This is a genomic window from Natronolimnohabitans innermongolicus JCM 12255 (assembly GCF_000337215.1).
Lineage (GTDB): Archaea > Halobacteriota > Halobacteria > Halobacteriales > Natrialbaceae > Natronolimnohabitans > Natronolimnohabitans innermongolicus.
The window spans coordinates 34,369-50,796 of sequence record NZ_AOHZ01000044.1 but is presented as its reverse complement, the minus strand read 5'-3'; the positions used below and the strand labels follow the sequence as shown (position 1 = coordinate 50,796).

Here is a 16,428-nt window from a genome sequence, read left to right as displayed (position 1 = left end):
TCGAACCCACCCGAAGTTTTGTTTTGTCATTCGACGTAGACGACGTATGAACCGCGTTCTCGTTCCAGTCGACGGCTCGAAACCCGCGCGTTCGGCCCTCGAGTACGCCCTCGAGCAGTTTCCCGACGCCGAACTGACGCTGCTGTACGTCGTCGATCCGATGGTCGACTACAGCCGCCGCCGCGCCTATCCGGGCTATACGTCCGACGACGAACACACTACCGAGCGCGAGAAAGGCGAGGCCATCCTCGAGTCGTCTCTCGAGGCGATACCGGACGACCGCGTCGTCGAAACGGCTCTCGAGGGTGGACCGCCGGCGCAAACGATCGTCGACTACGCCGACGAGCACGAGGTCGATACGATCGTGCTCGGGAGCCACGGCCGAGACGGCGTCTCGCGGTATCTGTTGGGGAGCGTCGCCGAGACGGTCGTCAGGCGCGCCGGCGTGCCGGTGACGACCGTTCGCGGCGGCTAGAACACGCCCGTCGAGACGAGCGCCCACGCGAATCCGATCGCCGCGAGCGAGAGCGCGAGGTTGCCCGCGGCGTTCGCGACGGCGACCAGTCGGTCGCCGCGCTCGTAGAGTTGGACGGTCTCGACGGAGAACGACGAAAACGTCGTGAACGCGCCGCAGATACCGATTCCGACGAGCTGGAGCGTCGATGCCGTCGCGCCGAGGAAGGTGAGCAGTCCAAAGACGAAGCTCCCGAGGACGTTCACCGCGAGCGTCGGCCACGGGAAGCGCTCGCTCGAGAACTGCAGGTACACCCAGTGACGAAGCACGGCCCCGAGCGCGCCGCCGGTGCCGACGAGGTGGGCGGGTTCGGGGTCGAACGCGACGGCGCCGAGCGCGCCCGCAGTGCTCGCGGTTGCGACCGCACACGGACTCACGCCGTCTCACCTCCCGCCGCGGGGGTCGAACCGCCGGTGACCCGACGCGCGAGCTCCCGGCTCGCGAGCACGGCGGCGAAGCCGAGGCCGTAGTTTCCGGCGACGATGGCGATCAGGAGCAGCGGATCGGCCGCCAGCGCGGTCTGGACCGCGAACGTGCTATAGGTCGTCAGCGACGAGAGGAAGCCGGTCGTGAAGACGATTCGCGATCTGCGAGCGATGAGAGCCGCGTACTCGGCCTCGTAGGCGAGAAATCCGAGCGCGAAACAGCCGAGGACGTTGACCAGCAACACGGCCTGTACGTCCGAGAGCTGTCCGAGCGCGAAAAAGCGGAGGTTCGCGCCGGCGAAGCCGCCGATGCCGATCAGTGCGAGCGTCTCGAGTCGAACGAGGGGGTGGTCTGCCATGGCTACGGAGTCAGACAGGGACCGTCAGCCGTCCTCGCGGGTCGTCGCCGCCGAGTCGTCGATCAGCACCGATCGGCGTCGACTGTCAGCAACCGCGAGCGTCCGACAGTTGGGTCAGGCGGGCCCCATCGCCCGGATACGACGCGGTTCACAGGGGAGCGGCTTGAGAATTGCGGAAGGGATACCGACTCGAGTCAGCCGATCTGAACGAACGCGGAAGGAAAAGAGACAAGTTTAGACTCCCTCTAATCCGATACATGATCGACGCCGAGGACGAACGGCGGGGGTTCACGCGGGTCTCGTGGGTGAACGTTCTCGGCAACGCCGTGAAGATCGTCGTTGAAGGCGCGGTGGGGCTGGCCTTCGGCAGCGTCGCGCTGGTGGCCGACGCGGCCCACTCGGTCGCCGACCTGGTCGCGAGCGTCGTCGTCCTGATCTGGGGACGAAGCGCGTACGACGAACCGGACGAAACGCACCCGCACGGTCACGACCGGATCGAACCCCTGACGGCGCTGTTCGTCGGCGCGATCATCGCGCTGCTCGGACTGAACCTGCTCTACGAGTCGGCACAGGGCTTGCTCTACGGCGTCGACGTCGTTTTCAACCCGCTGTTGCTCGCCGCGTTAGCGTTCGCGATCGTCGACATGTATCTCGTCTACTGGTACACGACGCGCGTCAACGAGGATCTCGACTCGACCGCGTTGCGGGCGCTGGCGACCGACTGTCTGAACGATATCTACACCTCGCTCGCGGCCGTCGTCGGCGTCCTCGGCGTCCTGTTCGGCTTCCCGCTGCTCGATCCGATCGCGGGCGCCCTCGTCAGCGCGCTGGTCGTCTACCAGGGCGTCGAGATCAGCCGCGAGAACGTCGACTACCTGATCGGCGCCGCAGCGACGCCCGACCAGCGGTCGGCGATCACGCGGACGCTTCACGACCACCCCGACGTTCGCGGCGTCCACGATCTGACCGTCTTCTACGACGGCCCCGTCCTCGAGGTCGAGGTTCACGTCGAGGTCGACGGCGACATGCCGTTTCGCCGAGCCCACGACGTCGAGTCGGAACTGGTCGACCGACTTCGAGGCGTCGAGGACGTCGGCGACGCACACGTCCACCTCGACCCGTCCGGAATCGGCGAGTGGAAAGACTGCGTCGAGAAAATCGACGGCGAGCGCGAGACAACGGTCGACGGACTCCAGGGACCGAACGAGGATCTCGAGGGCCGGTGAAACCGACGCCTGTCCGTCGGTGGCGCTGTCGTTGTGACTCGAGGGCAGCTGCGCCGGTAGTCAGTCTCTCGAGACGGTAGCGGGTGCTAGTAGGGGTGGCTGCCAGAATAGTGAACCAGCAGTGTATCCGGACCATTACCTCGCAGCGACGGGCGAGCGTCTCGAACTGGCCGACCTCAGGTCGATTCCGTCGGATCGGCTGATTCGAGCCTCGAGTCGGACGTCCTCTCACGAGACAGTCGCGCACGGCGGGTCACCGCCGCTGGTCGCCGTTTGCCGGCTCGATCGTCTTCGTTTCGGTCGGCCGGCTGGGACAACGTGACGGTGAAGACGCTACCGTCGGATCCAGTCTCGGTCAGTTCGATGGTGCCGTCGTAGCGCTTCGCCAGAATGTGCGCGAGATAGAGCCCCAACCCGTGGTTCTCCGACTTACGCTCGAATAGCGTCCCCCGCTTTTCGGGCGGAATTCCCGGTCCGTCGTCTGCGATCGTGACGGTAACGGTCTCGGCCGTTGCGTCTGGATCGACCGTCACCTCGAGGCGCGTCGTCGAACTGGGATCGTGTTCGACGGCGTTTTCGAGGACGTTCGCGAAGATCCAGCTGACTCCCTCGTTGCCCGAGGCACGGACGGCCTCGGGAATCTCGCGTTCGACCGTGACGCCGTCGAAACGGTGCTCGAGGGCGTCTATCTCCGCGGTGAGGACGTCGTGCAGATCGACGACGCCAGTCTGTTCGGCGTCCCGGTTCGCGTCCAGCATCGCCCGCACCTCGCCGATGACGCCGGTGAGCGCGTCGCTCTCGCGATCGATGGTCTCGAGGTGGGATCGCATCGCGTCCGGGTCGTCAGCGCCGACGCGTTCGCGGGCCAGCGAGGCGTGCCCGCCGATGATCTGGGCGCTGTTCAGTACCTCGTGACGGAGCAGGTCGTTCAGATAGCTAAGCAGCGCTCGTTCCTCCGCGAGCCGTTCGGCGCGGACGGTGGCGGCGGTCGCCTCTACCGCTCGCTGAATCGCTCGAGCCTCCACGTAGCCGACGGCGAATCCCGCGATTGCGCCCGCGTTCACCGAGAAGTGCGCCCAGGCGACGTTCCCAGCGGTACTGACCCAGGGGTAGATACTCATCACGGCGACGTTGACCGCGAGGAAGCCGACGGCGCCGCCGACGCACCACCGGAGGATGCGATCGTAGCGCTCGGGCTCGATTCCGCTTCGGACGAGCCTGTGGCCCGCCCACACGAGGCCGAGTGCGGGACCGACGATCGTCGCGAATCCGAGTCCGACGGCCGCCGCCTCGAGGTCAGCACGAAACCAGTACGTCCAGCCGACGAAGATCGCACACGACAGGACGCCGCCAGCGCTGATCAGCCACGCGGCAGTGCACGCTTCGAGGCGGGAACCGACCGATCGAGTACTCATCGTCCCCCGCTGGTCCCGCGTCGGTCCGATAGCCCCATGGTTAGTGATGACGAGCCAACTGTAAAGGTAGTATCGGCCAGTGTGCGACGGCGAGAGTGCCGGTGACGGAACGGATCGACGGTCTGACCGCGACGACAGCTTTTATCTCGGTCGCCGCAGGGATACCGGTATGGGACCGGACATCGGTGACGTTTTCGAGGTGACGGCTGGTGATTGCACGGACTGTTACTGTCTCGATACCGGGATGTACGATACCGAGGCCTACGGCGCCGCGTACATCCTCGACGACGAACGTCCCGCGGTCGTCGAGACCGGAATCGGCACCAACCACGACCGCATTCTCGAGGCGCTCGACGAACTCGGCATCGGCCGGGACGAACTCGAGGTCATCGCCGTGACACACATCCACCTCGATCACGCCGGCGGCGCGGGCTACCTCGCCGAGGCGTGTCCGAACGCCGACGTCTACGTGTCCGCAGCGGGCGCGGGATTGCTCGCCGACCCCTCGCGGCTGGTCGCGGGGACCAAAGACGCCGTCGGCGACCAGTGGCAGTACTACGTCGAACCGACGCCGATCGACGACGACCGGATCGTCGAACTCGAGGACGGCGACGTCGTCGACCTCGGCGAGCACGAATTGCGCGTCCACGAGGCGCCGGGCCACGCCTTCCACCAGGTCGTCTTCGAGGATCCGGCCAACGACGCCGTCTTCGTCGGCGACGCCGCGGGTATCTGGGTTCCCGAGACCGAGGAGGTTCGGGAGACCTCGCCGCCGTCGGATTTCGACCTCGAGCAGTGTCTCGCGGACGTCGAACTGCTCAAAGAGATCGATCCCGACGTTCTCCTCTACACGCACTTCGGCCCGCGAGCGGTCGGCGACGCCGCCGCCGCCGCGCTCGATGCGTACGCGGACGTCCTCGAGAAGTGGGTCGACGCCGTCGAATCGAAACGCGACGAACTCGAGGACGACGCCGCAGTCATCGACCACTTCGCGGAGACGGACGAGATGGTCGACGTCTGGGGCGCCGAGAAGGCCAGCGCGGAAGCGGTATTGAACACGCGCGGCGTACTCGGCTTTCTCGAGCGCCGCGACTGAGCCCGACCTCGGACGGACCGTCACGGTCGCCGAATCGACCGATCGGGACGCTGGCTAACGGGTGTGCTCCTGTCTCCCCCTGAGATGGTTCGTCGGCGCTGGATCGGTTTCTCGGTCAATCAGATCCGACCAGCGACCGTGGCGAAACCGACTGATGGCCGTCCATTCAACTCGGTTCGACGGCCGAGCCCTCGTGGCGACGATGGAATGTAACGAATGGGGACTGAAGAACCGATCGAATGGACGAACCTCGAATTCACCAGTATCCGTTTTTCTCGTGACGCGAGACGAAACTGTCACCTTTCCCTACTGATAAACTCTCAAGAAGTTGTTGGTGCATCCTCGATATAGGGCATTATAGGCGTTGTATACTCATTATGCGTTTCTGAGAGATGCGGAAGTAGACTCCCCGTAGTTTCACTACGTTTTATCGTACGGGAGGTACTGTCACGCGTATATGAACTGGCGGGAGGCCGAACGAGAGTACGAAGACGAGGTGATCGGTGAAACGACGCTCGGACGAATGTTCGAAGAATCCGTCGAACGGAACTCGAACCGTCCAGCCCAGCGCTACAAAGGCGGCATCTACGATCGGTCCCTGACCGATTCCGTGTTGCCGGCGGCGACGCCCGGCGAGTATCGAGCGATTTCGTACGCCGAGATGGCCGATATCGTACGCAAGCTCTCGGCGGGCTTTCACGACCTCGGCGTCGACCGCGGCGATCGCGTCGGCATCTTCGCCAACACCCGAATGGAGTGGGCCCAGTGTGACTTCGCCCTGCTCACCGCCGGTGCCGCCATCACGACGGTTTACACGAGTTCTTCGCCGAATCAGGTCGAGTACCTCCTCGACGATCCCGACGCCTCGGCCGTCGTCGTCGAAAACGAGGCCCTGCTCGAACGAGTTCTCGAGGTCGAGGACGAACTGGACCTCGAGTTCATCGTCTCGATGGACGAATTCGAGGGGTACGACGACCGCTCGGACATCCACACCCTCGGAGAGATCTACGACCGCGGCGAGGAGAACTTCGACCGCGAGGCCTACGAAGCCCGCATCGACGCGGTCGAACTCGACGATCTGGCCAGCCTGATCTACACCAGCGGGACGACGGGCCAGCCGAAGGGCGTCCAGCTAACCCACTGGAACTTCCGCTCGAACGTCAACGCGGTCCGCAAGCGGTACGGCCCGCGGCCGGACAAGGCCGACGACGTCCCGACGTTAGACCAGGAGTCGAAGGCGATGTCGTACCTGCCGCTGGCCCACGTTTTCGAGCGAACGGCGGGCCACTTCGTCCTGTTCGCCAGCGGCGCCTCGGTCGCCTACGCCGAGGATCCCGACACGCTCCAGGAAGACTTCGAACTCGTCCAGCCGACGACCGCGACGAGCGTTCCGCGGGTCTACGAGAAGATCTACGACGGAATCCGCGAACAGGCCAGCCAATCCGACGCGAAACGGCGGATCTTCGAGTGGGCGACCGACGTCGGCGTTCAGTACCAGGAAGCCGACAGTCCCGGCCCGATTCTCAAGGCCAAGCAGGCGCTCGCCGACAAACTCGTCTTCTCGACGGTTCGGGAGGCACTCGGCGGCGAAATCGAGCTACTCATCAGCGGCGGCGGGAGCCTCTCGAAGGAACTCTGTCAGCTCTATCACGCGATGGGACTACCGATCTACGAGGGGTACGGACTGACCGAAACATCGCCGGTCGTCACGACGAACCCGCCCGAGGCGGTCAAGATCGGAACAATCGGTCCGGCGCTCGACGGCGTCGACCTGAAAGTCGACGAGAGCGTCGCCAACCAGGAGGCCTTTACCGACGACCCCGGCGACGTCGGGGAACTCCTCGTCAGCGGCCCCAACGTCACGCAGGGCTACTGGAACAAGCCCGGCGCGACCCAGGGCTCGTTCACCGAGGACGACGACGGCACGCGGTGGTTCCGGACCGGCGACATCGTCCACATCCGACCCGACGGCTACCTCGAGTTCCGCGACCGCGTCAAGCAGATCATCGTCCTCTCGACCGGGAAGAACGTCGCGCCGGGTCCGATCGAGGACGCCTTCGCCGCCAGCGAGATCGTCGAACAGGCGATGGTCACCGGCGACGGCGAGAAGTTCATCGGCGCACTGCTCGTCCCCAACGAAGAGCACGTTCGCGACTGGGCCGACGAAGAGGGAATCGACCTTCCCGACGACTCCGAGGAGCTGTGTGACGACGACCGTGTCCGCGAGTACATCCAGCAGGAGGTCGACCGCGTCAACGAAGACTTCGAGAAACACGAGACGATCAAGCAGTTCGAACTCGTCCCGCGCGAGTTCACCGAGGAGAACGACATGCTGACGCCGACGATGAAGAAGAAGCGACGAGTCATCATGGACGAGTTCGAAGACCGCGTCGACCGGATGTACGCCGAGGCGGAGGCCTGATCTGACCACCCGGGCCGATATCCGGAGACGCCACGACAACACTGTCTGTGGGTCGCTGGCACTGACGGCTATCGTAGCTGCTCACCCGAGTTTCACACCGATGGCAAGGTCCGTCGTCGACCGGGTGCGTATGATGTCCAGTCGCTACTGTCGTGGTCCCGCCGCGCTGTGAGACGACCGATTTTCCAGGCGATGAGAGCCAGCGACGAGCGACCGGTCGAGGTGGGAGACGATTCCCGATCGTGATTCGTTCCGATTCTGCCCGGTTCGAATCCAAGTCGTCCACAAGAAATATAGCACCTTCCGACTGTCCTCGAGTATGGTCTGTCCCCGCTGGAAATACGCCCGAACGACGTCGGACGCCCTCTTCCCCGGAACGACGGTTCGCTACTACTACCGCACCGGCGACTCGCTGGCGACCGTCGTCGAGCGTACCGACCGCTTCGTGACGTTCATCGGTCCGGAGTGTGACGGCCGGTTCACCGACGAGCAGATCGATCGCCTGTTCGAGGACGACCGACTCGAGGTCGTGCTCGACGACGAACTGCACGTTCCCGACGACGAAGTCGCGAAGCTGCAGGCGTCGGACTGAACCGCTTCTCGTCGGCGTTCAGTCTTCGCCGGGCAAGATGTCGCCCAGCGAACCGCCGATCGCCATCGCCGTGAAGATCACCGAGACCTGACAGAGGTTCACCCACGGCTCGTCCCACGTCACGCGACCCCAGAGGGTCATCATCGCCGTCGCGGTCGCGAAGGCGATGGCGAGCACCCAGACGGGCCGGCGCGGCACGACGCCGAGGTATGGGTTGTGAATCTGGACCTCGCGAAAGTCGGCGACGTAGAGGATGCCGACCACCAGGGCGACGGCGAGCGCGATATTGATCGCGGCGAACGCCGGCGTCTCGGCGAGGAACTCGCCGATATCGAGGACGCCGTCCTCGACGAGCAGCGGCATGCCGATGACGACGCTGCCCACGAACGCCTCCGCCTTGTCCTTCCCCGTAAATCGAGTTATCACGTCCCCGACAGCCCCCGCGGGAGAGAGCCGGTCGACCAGCCGCATCGTCCGACGAACTTCCGTGCGCTCGGCGGGATCGTCGACCGTCTCCTCCAGGGTCTCGAGTTGCTCGTAGAGGTCGTCGAGCGTCGGATCGTTCGGCGGCCGCTCCGATCGTGACATACGAGTTCCCTCTCACTATCGGACGTAAAGGTCGTCGAACGACCGTCTCTTCCGCATGGGACGAGACGACGAAGCGGCGCTGGACGTCAGTTCGATAGCGTGAGACAATCGCTTTACTGACTGTCTCACAATGAAGATACAGATATTGTGTAGGACCACATCAAAATTCGGTGATAGCATAGAACGAACCGATACCGTTTTGCAGCCACGGAAGGCAATACCAATCACATGAAACACGTTCGGGGACCACTGTGTACGGTCGACGTCGGGGAACGGACAGCCGAAACCGAGACAATCGACGACGTACTCGAGTCGTTCCTCGGCGGGCGGGCGCTGGGAACGAAACTCGCCCACGATCGGATCCCCTTCGACGCTGATCCGCTGGGCGCCGACAACCGCCTCTACTTCGCGACGGGCCCGCTTCAGCACTCGACGATGAGTTTCACCGGACGGATGTCCGCGACGAGCGTTTCACCGCTGACCGACGGCCTGCTGTCGTCGAACGCCGGCGGCTTCCTCTCGCGGAACTTTACCGGAACGGGCTACAGCGCCGTCGAGATCACCGGCGCGAGCGACGACCTCGTCATCGTCCACGTCACCGACGACGGCGTCGAGTTCGAGGACGTTCCAAATCTCGAGGAGGCCACCGTTCCCGAAACCTGCGACTACATCGAGGACGAACACGGCCTCGAGTCGGAACACACGGTCGTCGTCGGCCCGGCCGGCGAGAACCGCGTTCGGTTCGCTTCGATCATGACTTCCGAGGAGCGAGCCTTCGGCCGCGGCGGACTCGGCGCGGTTCTCGGTTCGAAGAACGTCAAGGCGATCACCTTCGACGGCGACTCGACCAACGAGGTCGAGATCCCGCAGGTTCAGATGGAGATCCACGGCGAGGCCGCCCAGGTCGACCACCCGATGAAGGAGTCCGGAACGACCTCCGTCACGGAGTACGCGAACATGGTCGAGGCGCTGCCGACGCGGTACTTCTCCGAGCTCTCCTTCGAAGGGGCATCCGACATCGGCGGCGACGCCGTCGCCGAGAAGAAGTACAAGAAAGGAACCTGTTCGGCCTGTGCCTTCGCCTGTAAGCTCCCGACGAAAGACGAAGAGCGAGGCGTCGTCACTGAGGGGCCGGAGTACGAGACCGTCATGGCTTTCGGCTCGAACTCGGGCGTCGACGACGTCGTCGACGTGATGCAGTCGAACAAGCTCTGTGACGAACTCGGGCTCGATACCATTTCCGCGGGCGACGCCGTCGCGGCTTACCTCGCGAGCGAGGACGAGTTCGGCAACGCCGAGCTCATCCACGACCTCGTCGAGAAAATCGCCTACCGCGAGGACGTCGGCGACACGCTCGCCGAGGGTATCGACGCCTTCCACGACGAACTCGGCGTCGAAAACTGGACGGCCAAGGGCATGGAGTTCCCCGCTCACGACGGCCGAACGCTGAACGGTCAGGGGCTCGCCTTCGCCACCTCGAACCGCGGCGCCGACCACATGTACGCCGAGTTCTACCCCTACGAGTACCCGCTCGTCGACCAGGACGACGCGTTCGAAAAGGACGGCCTCGAGGGGAAACCTCCCAAACTCGTCGAACTCGAGAACCTCAACGCGATCAAAGACAGCGGCGTCCTCTGTAAGTTCTCGCGGGACTTCGTCACGCCCGAGCGACTCGAGCAGTTGCTCGACGCCGACTACGAGGAGCTGCTGGAACTCGGCGGCACCGTCGTCTCCCTCGAGCGCCACTTCAACAACCAGCGCGGTTTCGACCGCGACGACGACACCGTCCCCTACGAGATCCCCGACTTCGAGACCGGACTCGAGGAGTACTACGCGGAACGGGGCTGGAACGACGACGGCACGGTGCCCGCCGAGCGCTTCGAAGGCGGACAAAGCGGCGGCGCGACACCGGCGGACGACTGAGTTCGACCGGTCTCGCGTTTCGTCCGGCCTCGACCGGATACCGCGCTCCGTAGCGAGCGCTCTCGAGTACGGTCTGTGATCTGTGATCTGCGATCTGCGATTCGCGGTCTGCGAGACACGGAGCGCCCCTCGAGGAGCGTCGCGGCTCGGTTCGCCACGACCCCGCTACCGGGAGTCGTCGGTCTCGTCGTCTCGCTCGCCCCACTCTCCACGCTGCGTGCCCCACTCGTCGGATTCGGACGACTCGGTCGTCTCCTCCCAGTCGCCGTCCCACTCCGCGTCGGGATCGGGCCGGTCGTCGCCGCGCGAGCGCAGCGGCGCGTCGTCGGCTCTCGACGGGTGGATGTTGAAATTGTTCCCACGGTATGGGTCCTCGTCGGGATCGTAATCGAGTTCGCTGCGCTCGAAGAGGTAGATAAAGAAGCCAAAGAGCGGGATACAGAACGTGATCGCGACCCACTTCTTGCGGGGCTCCATGCCGACCCGCTCGGCGTCGTAGTAGGTGATCGCGGTGAGCCCGAGGTGCCAGGCCAGCGGGATGCCGATGAGCGCCGCCAGCAGGATGTTGCTCATACTAGCCGTTCGGGTTCGAGCTATCTAAATTCCCGGTCATGTCGGCGTTCACGCGAGGTGTCGCCGGGGGTGCAGTCTCGAGTCGCGAGTGTTTCGACGGTGGCGTCTCGAGCCGATCGTGGCGTCGCTCACGGATTTGCGACGACGAAACGAGAAATCGGGTGCCGTGTCTCAGTTCCCCTCGAACTCGATCGCCGCACCCTGGCGCGACCACCGTTTGTCTCACTCGCCGCTATCGCGGCTCGTTCGCAAAATCTGGACCAAAAAACCTAGAATAACCGCCTTAGTTGACCTCGAACTCGATCGCCGCTCCCTGTCCGAAGCCGACACAGAGCGTCGCCAGGCCGAGGCCGCCGCCGCGCTTTTTGAGTTCGTGGATCAGCGTCACGGGCAGGCGAGCGCCGGAGGCGCCGAGCGGGTGACCGATGGCGATGGCGCCGCCGTTGACGTTGAAGATCTCGGGATCGATACCGAGTTCGTCCCGCGAGTAGATCGACTGGCTGGCGAAGGCCTCGTTGAGTTCGACCAGATCGTACTCGTCGATGTCGCGACCGTTGCGCTCGAGCAGTCCTTCGGTTGCGGGGACCGGGCCGATGCCCATGACGGTCGGGTCGACGCCGGCGACGTTGTTCATGCCGACCTCGGCCAGGATCTCGAGATCGTTCTCCTCGGCGAAGGCCTTGCTCGTGACGAGCACGGCAGCGGCACCATCGGAAATCTGGGAGGCGTTGCCGGGCGTGACGGTGCCATCAGATTTGAAGACGGTCGGGAGTTCGGCGAGCTTTTCGGCCGTGGTACCGGGACGAATGCCCTCGTCTTCGGTGACGGTGCCGTCGTCGGTTTCGATCGGGACGATCTCGTCCTCGAAGCGACCTTCCTCGGTCGCTTCCTCGGCGCGTTGCTGGCTCCGGGCGGCGTACTCGTCCTGTTCCTCGCGGCTGACGCCGTACTCCTCGGCGACCTTCTCGGCGGTCATCCCCATCTGGAGCTCGCCGATGTTGTACATCTCGGCCAGCTTGGGGTGGTAGTCGGTGCTGCCTCCGTCCATCGGGACGTTGGTCATGCTCTCGACGCCGCCGGCGATGATGACGTCGCGGTTGCCGGCCGCGATGGCGTCGGACGCCGACATTACCGCCTGCATCGAGGAGGCACACCAGCGGTTGATCGTCGTCGCGGGAACGTTCTCGCCGAGCTCCGAGAGGAGCGCGATGATGCGCGCGAGGTTGTTGTCCTGCTGGCCGCGCTGCTGGGCACAGCCCCACATCAGGTCGTCGACCTCGTCACCGGAGAGACCGGTTTCGGCGAGGATTTCGTCGATCAGCGGGACGGAGAGGTCCTCGCTGCGAACGTCTGCGTACACGCCGTCTTCTTTCCCCTGTGGCGTCCGCACTGCCTTGACTACGACTGGCGTCTGTGACATACCGTACCGAATAACCCTCACGAACTTAAATCCGGTAGAACTCCCGGCCACACGAAAGCCGTTTACTCTCGTGGAACCGGTTATTTCGTCGCTCTCGAGGCCGATCTCGAGAACCGTCGTGTTCAAGGCTCTCGCAGTGAACTGCGCCCCGGTTGGTTCGGGGGCGGTCTCGAGCAGTCGTCGACTGAACGGGTGCCATCAGCACTCGCTGAGAGCGCAGCGGTTGGATCGCTGCTATCGCATTGGGAGCGACCGTTCTTTTCGAGGGCGAACGGTGTGCGGTCGAAACTGTCGCCAATACTGTTGGTGCTTGCACAGTGAGACCGGAATCAAGACCACTTCGAGCGGCCGATATAGACGGCTGAAGACGATTGTACCGATCGGCGGCGACCACTCGAGAACAACCCTTATCTCGGGTTGCTGGTAATACGGGTCCATGGACGAGGACGGCCCGAACGCCGCGCAGTTCGAATCGGACATCGACGAGGACGGCAGCGACGTTAGCGCCCCGACCGCCGACGCGCCGACCGATTCGACGGACGACGCCGCCGCGGGTGATGCGAAAGATGGTACCGAAGACGACGCGCCGATGCCGAACGTTCCGGATCCCGAACCCGAAGCGAACGACGTCCCCGAGGACGTCCAGAAGTACGCCCGGTTCACGAAGATGGACGGCGCGCAGTACGACCGCGTCAACGAGTTCCTTCGCGATCGGACGTATATTACCGCGCGCGAGTGGGCGATCGCCCGCCTCTGCTCTGACTTCCGAACCGAAACCGGCGTCGAAATGACCAAAATCGGCGAGAACCTCCCTGAGCTCGTGCCGTTCATGACCGACACCTACACGCCCCAGGCGGTCAACCAGGCTCGCTCGTCGTTCGAGGAGAAGGTCCGAACCGCGGGCGCGACCTTCCTCTACGGCGCGATGTGTGATTTCTTCACCGCCGAGGAACTCGACGACGTAATGTACGAATCGACCGAGGTCGCCAAATTCCTGCTCGAGGTCGAGGGCGTCGACCTCTCCGTCGAGGACGAACTCGAGGCCGAAGAGCGCATCTCGAGCGTGATGCGGGAGGTCCGCGAGGCGAGCGAAGAACTGCGCGAACAAGACGAAACGTGACGGAGACCGGTGTCGAGTGACCCGAGTCGATGTCGAGTGACTCGATAACGGATCGCCTGTCGACTGTTGTACACGAACGAACGGACGATTCTGCGGGGTAGGTTGTCGGTTACCGTCTCCCAGGAGGTGTCTTTTGCGGTCATAGCCGCTCGCAATTCGCTCGAGCGTCGACGACACGTCGTCCGTCTCGAGCGTTGCGGAACGGTGCCGGTCGTCACCGATTGGCGGTGCGTAATGGCAAAAATAAATTACTTTCACGCTGGACAACTGTCCACGTTTGGACGCTACACAGGTCATATTACTGGTATCTACATCGATACAATTAGGAATAACACACCAACAGCAAGCTGGATGGATTCGAATACTAACGATACGGAACAGCGGACGGCTGAACACGACGGTGGCCGCGAGACGACTGCGACGCAGGCCGAAACCGAGATGACCCGACGTCGGACGCTCCAGTTGAGCGGGCTCGTGGGTGCCGGCGGATTGCTCGGCACGGTCGGCTTCGGAAGCGATACGGCGGCCGCAGCGTGCGAGCGACCAGACAGCATCGTTCACCTCGATTACGACGACTACGACGACTGGCGCGACGTCTACCGTCGGTCGAACGGTTCCCCCGAGAACCTCACGATGGTCTCGAGTCCGACGGCGTCCGGCGAGCAGGCCCTGCAGCTTCGAATCGCCGACGGCGACAACTGGGGCGTGAGCACCCACTACGACTTCGACGACGGGCTGTTCGAACTCAACGGGCGCGTGCGTTTCGCACTGGACTCCGGATGGACGATGGACGGCCAAGACCTCTCGACCTGCCGGCTCTGGAACTGTGCAATCTCGAGAGGGGTCGGGAGCGCCGGCGGTACCGAGACGACCGGCACCAACGGCTGGAGCAACCGACTGTACGTGACCAACCGTGGAACCGACCCCGACGGTCCGTTCCACCTCCTGTCGAACACGTACCACGTGGACCACCCGGGCTGGGGCGATCACGACCACCTGCTCGAGGGCGAGGAGTACGCGCTGGGCGCCCCCGAGATCGAACCCGGCGTCTGGTACGAGTTCGAGTACTACGTGTGCGTGAACACGATCACCGACGGCGAGGCGAACGCGGACGGAATCGTCCGCTATCGGCTCGACGGCGAAACGGTCTACGAGCGCGACAACTTCCACTTCACGGACGATCACGCCGACACTATCATCGATACGAACGGGCCGGTCGGTCACTACGGCGGGCAGTACACCGCGCCGCAGAACCTCTACGCCTACTACGACGGGCATTCGATGGCGCTCAACGGCCAGTTCGAGTTCGACTCGTGTTGAGGGGACGCGACCCCTGAACGACGGCCGGTGGTAGCGACGGTGCGGTAGCAGCGGTCGAACGGTAGCGACGGTGCGGTAGCAGCGACCGTTCGCTACCGGTCCCACCGGCGGATATCGGATTCCTCGAGAAAGAGCGACGGATCGTCGTGGGAAAAAGAGACCCAGCCGTCGGTCTCGTCGGTCAGGACGTGTACCAGCAACTCTTCGTCCAGCAGCGCCGTCTCGAACAGCGACCGCGACTCCTCGAGGTCGTATGCAAGCGGAACGAAGACGGCCGTTTCCGTCTCCTCGTCGCGCTCGACCGCGAGGGCGACCCGTCGGCCGTCGTCGGCGTCGGGCGGCCGATAGTAGACGTCGGCCGCAGTAACCGTGACGGGACCGTCGTCGATGAGGTCGGCGACAAGGTCGTACTCCGCCGTCGAGACTCGAACGTCGAATCCGGTTCGCGCCTCGTCTTCGACCGGCGTGACGGCCTCGGGTTCCAGCACGACGACGTCCCAGCCGCTGTCTCGGTACTCGTCGGCGATCGCCGCCGCGTCCTCGAGCAACGTCGTCCATCGGGGACCCGTCGTCGACGTCATCGGTCCGCCTCCGCGCTCGGGTGCACTCGAGCGTTCATACACCATTCCCGGTGACCGCGCCGAAAAACCTTCCCGCATTCGGTCGCGGATTCGGCGGTCACCGCAGTTCGTCTCTGGACGACTGCCGTCGCCGTCAGGGGTCGACGCCGTCGTCGACGGACTCGATCGTCGCGCTCGCGGCGTCGTCACCGACGAGCGCAGCCTCCAGCGTCGCCCGGACGGTAGCCGGATCGGACGGGCCGCCGCCGGACGCGACGGTGCCGACCGACGCGGGATCGAAGGGAACGTCGAGCGCCCCGTACACGTCCTCGAGGACGCTCGCAAGCTCGTCGGCGCTGTCGACCAGGAGAATCCCCGAGGCGAGGGCGGCGTCGCTTCGGACGCGCTGGGCGATGCCGACGATCTTCCGCCGTCGACCGGCGCCGTCGACCGCCGACAGCGAGTGCGCGCCGGGACAGAACGAGCGGTCGGGTTCGCCGCGTTCGATTCGCTCGAGACCCAGCCTCTCGAGCGCGCGTTCGACGTCCGTCGTCAGTCGCTCGTATCGCTCGTCGGTCCCTCGCCGAAAGTCCGCGACGGGGTCGGCGCGGGCGAACGCGACCGTCGTCTCGCCGTCGTAGGCGACGGCCCGACCGCCGACGCGTCGCTCGACGGGCGGGAAACCCAACTCACGTGCGGCCTCGCGGGCGCAGTCGTACCCCTCGAGTCGCGCGTCCCGGCGACCGAAGGCGAGCTGGCGGTGGGGCGACCAGACGCGGACCGCCGACTCGCCGCCGCCGGCGATCTCGAGGAGGCGACGACTCCCCCCGCGATCGGCGTCGATCGTCTCCGCGCGGCCGCGCAGAATTCGCATC

General features: G+C 64.6%; 16 protein-coding genes. 8 read left to right on the top strand and 8 right to left on the bottom strand.

All coding sequences use genetic code 11. The annotated features are described in order from the left end of the window. Positions 1-46: 46 nt before the first annotated feature. Positions 47-475 (top strand): universal stress protein, encoded by a 429-nt coding sequence (locus C493_RS09695; RefSeq protein WP_007259249.1) that lies wholly within the window; start codon positions 47-49, stop codon positions 473-475. On the opposite strand, the gene C493_RS09690 is transcribed toward C493_RS09695, so the two are convergent. Together C493_RS09690 and C493_RS09685 are read right to left on the bottom strand one after the other, a co-directional pair. Then, on the bottom strand, positions 472-891 hold the full coding sequence (locus C493_RS09690; RefSeq protein WP_007259248.1) for a fluoride efflux transporter FluC: 420 nt from the start codon (positions 889-891) through the stop codon (positions 472-474). The two genes, C493_RS09695 and C493_RS09690, sit on opposite strands and share 4 nt — an antisense overlap. Then, positions 888-1,298: a fluoride efflux transporter FluC gene (locus C493_RS09685; protein WP_007259247.1), complete on the bottom strand. Its 411-nt coding sequence runs from the start codon at positions 1,296-1,298 to the stop codon at positions 888-890. Before C493_RS09685 ends, C493_RS09690 begins: the two co-directional genes overlap by 4 nt. 257 nt (positions 1,299-1,555) lie before the next feature. On the opposite strand from C493_RS09685, the gene C493_RS09680 reads away from it, so the two are divergent. Continuing rightward, positions 1,556-2,524: a cation diffusion facilitator family transporter gene (locus C493_RS09680; protein WP_007259246.1), complete on the top strand. Its 969-nt coding sequence runs from the start codon at positions 1,556-1,558 to the stop codon at positions 2,522-2,524. Between the two features lie 176 nt (positions 2,525-2,700). Here C493_RS09680 and C493_RS09675 read toward each other — a convergent pair whose 3' ends face one another. Beyond that, complete coding sequence (locus tag C493_RS09675; protein ID WP_007259245.1) at positions 2,701-3,939, bottom strand: ATP-binding protein; 1,239 nt, start codon at positions 3,937-3,939, stop codon at positions 2,701-2,703. Positions 3,940-4,108: 169 nt separating this feature from the next. Here C493_RS09675 and C493_RS09670 point away from each other — a divergent pair, with 169 nt between their 5' ends. From C493_RS09670 to C493_RS09660, 3 genes are all read left to right on the top strand, one after another. Next, positions 4,109-5,035: an MBL fold metallo-hydrolase gene (locus tag C493_RS09670; protein WP_049889278.1), complete on the top strand. Its 927-nt coding sequence runs from the start codon at positions 4,109-4,111 to the stop codon at positions 5,033-5,035. Between the two features lie 457 nt (positions 5,036-5,492). Next, positions 5,493-7,457: an AMP-dependent synthetase/ligase gene (locus C493_RS09665; protein ID WP_007259243.1), complete on the top strand. Its 1,965-nt coding sequence runs from the start codon at positions 5,493-5,495 to the stop codon at positions 7,455-7,457. Positions 7,458-7,776: 319 nt separating this feature from the next. Then, a complete protein-coding gene (locus C493_RS09660; RefSeq protein ID WP_007259242.1) occupies positions 7,777-8,049 on the top strand; it encodes a hypothetical protein in 273 nt (90 codons plus the stop codon). A gap of 18 nt (positions 8,050-8,067) precedes the next feature. Here C493_RS09660 and C493_RS09655 read toward each other — a convergent pair whose 3' ends face one another. Beyond that, entirely contained in the window at positions 8,068-8,637 is a 570-nt protein-coding gene (locus C493_RS09655) for a DUF2391 family protein (protein WP_007259241.1), read from the bottom strand. A 228-nt stretch (positions 8,638-8,865) separates the two neighbouring features. On the opposite strand from C493_RS09655, the gene C493_RS09650 reads away from it, so the two are divergent. Continuing rightward, entirely contained in the window at positions 8,866-10,560 is a 1,695-nt protein-coding gene (locus tag C493_RS09650; RefSeq protein WP_007259240.1) for an aldehyde ferredoxin oxidoreductase family protein, read from the top strand. A gap of 165 nt (positions 10,561-10,725) precedes the next feature. On the opposite strand, the gene C493_RS09645 is transcribed toward C493_RS09650, so the two are convergent. Beyond that, positions 10,726-11,133, bottom strand: a complete 408-nt coding sequence (locus C493_RS09645) for a PLD nuclease N-terminal domain-containing protein (protein WP_007259239.1) — start codon at positions 11,131-11,133, stop codon at positions 10,726-10,728. A gap of 283 nt (positions 11,134-11,416) precedes the next feature. Continuing rightward, positions 11,417-12,553 carry a thiolase family protein gene (locus C493_RS09640; protein ID WP_049889270.1) on the bottom strand — a complete coding sequence of 379 codons (1,137 nt, stop codon included), beginning with the start codon at positions 12,551-12,553 and terminating at the stop codon, positions 11,417-11,419. 436 nt (positions 12,554-12,989) lie between these two features. On the opposite strand from C493_RS09640, the gene C493_RS09635 reads away from it, so the two are divergent. Together C493_RS09635 and C493_RS09630 are read left to right on the top strand one after the other, a co-directional pair. Further along, positions 12,990-13,673 carry a DUF5806 family protein gene (locus C493_RS09635; RefSeq protein ID WP_007259237.1) on the top strand — a complete coding sequence of 228 codons (684 nt, stop codon included), beginning with the start codon at positions 12,990-12,992 and terminating at the stop codon, positions 13,671-13,673. A 351-nt stretch (positions 13,674-14,024) separates the two neighbouring features. Next, the gene (locus C493_RS09630; protein WP_007259236.1) at positions 14,025-14,993 is read left to right on the top strand and encodes a hypothetical protein; all 969 of its coding nucleotides are present in this window, start codon (positions 14,025-14,027) and stop codon (positions 14,991-14,993) included. A gap of 92 nt (positions 14,994-15,085) precedes the next feature. Here the strand turns inward: C493_RS09630 and C493_RS09625 are convergent, their stop codons facing one another. Together C493_RS09625 and C493_RS09620 are read right to left on the bottom strand one after the other, a co-directional pair. Beyond that, complete coding sequence (locus C493_RS09625) at positions 15,086-15,574, bottom strand: DUF7529 family protein (protein WP_007259235.1); 489 nt, start codon at positions 15,572-15,574, stop codon at positions 15,086-15,088. A 133-nt stretch (positions 15,575-15,707) separates the two neighbouring features. Then, positions 15,708-16,427 carry a lipoate--protein ligase family protein gene (locus tag C493_RS09620; protein WP_049889277.1) on the bottom strand — a complete coding sequence of 240 codons (720 nt, stop codon included), beginning with the start codon at positions 16,425-16,427 and terminating at the stop codon, positions 15,708-15,710. Between the last annotated feature and the right edge of the window lies 1 nt (position 16,428).

Excerpts from the sequence above, each read along its gene's own strand:
- C493_RS09695 (WP_007259249.1), top strand. The coding sequence starts at position 47 with ATGAACCGCGTTCTCGTTCCAGTCGACGGCTCGAAACCCGCGCGTTCG.
- C493_RS09685 (WP_007259247.1), bottom strand. The coding sequence starts at position 1,298 with ATGGCAGACCACCCCCTCGTTCGACTCGAGACGCTCGCACTGATCGGC.
- C493_RS09680 (WP_007259246.1), top strand. The coding sequence starts at position 1,556 with ATGATCGACGCCGAGGACGAACGGCGGGGGTTCACGCGGGTCTCGTGG.
- C493_RS09675 (WP_007259245.1), bottom strand. The coding sequence starts at position 3,939 with ATGAGTACTCGATCGGTCGGTTCCCGCCTCGAAGCGTGCACTGCCGCG.
- C493_RS09670 (WP_049889278.1), top strand. The coding sequence starts at position 4,109 with ATGGGACCGGACATCGGTGACGTTTTCGAGGTGACGGCTGGTGATTGC.
- C493_RS09665 (WP_007259243.1), top strand. The coding sequence starts at position 5,493 with ATGAACTGGCGGGAGGCCGAACGAGAGTACGAAGACGAGGTGATCGGT.
- C493_RS09660 (WP_007259242.1), top strand. The coding sequence starts at position 7,777 with ATGGTCTGTCCCCGCTGGAAATACGCCCGAACGACGTCGGACGCCCTC.
- C493_RS09655 (WP_007259241.1), bottom strand. The coding sequence starts at position 8,637 with ATGTCACGATCGGAGCGGCCGCCGAACGATCCGACGCTCGACGACCTC.
- C493_RS09650 (WP_007259240.1), top strand. The coding sequence starts at position 8,866 with ATGAAACACGTTCGGGGACCACTGTGTACGGTCGACGTCGGGGAACGG.
- C493_RS09645 (WP_007259239.1), bottom strand. The coding sequence starts at position 11,133 with ATGAGCAACATCCTGCTGGCGGCGCTCATCGGCATCCCGCTGGCCTGG.
- C493_RS09640 (WP_049889270.1), bottom strand. The coding sequence starts at position 12,553 with ATGTCACAGACGCCAGTCGTAGTCAAGGCAGTGCGGACGCCACAGGGG.
- C493_RS09635 (WP_007259237.1), top strand. The coding sequence starts at position 12,990 with ATGGACGAGGACGGCCCGAACGCCGCGCAGTTCGAATCGGACATCGAC.
- C493_RS09630 (WP_007259236.1), top strand. The coding sequence starts at position 14,025 with ATGGATTCGAATACTAACGATACGGAACAGCGGACGGCTGAACACGAC.
- C493_RS09625 (WP_007259235.1), bottom strand. The coding sequence starts at position 15,574 with ATGACGTCGACGACGGGTCCCCGATGGACGACGTTGCTCGAGGACGCG.
- C493_RS09620 (WP_049889277.1), bottom strand. The coding sequence starts at position 16,427 with ATGCGAATTCTGCGCGGCCGCGCGGAGACGATCGACGCCGATCGCGGG.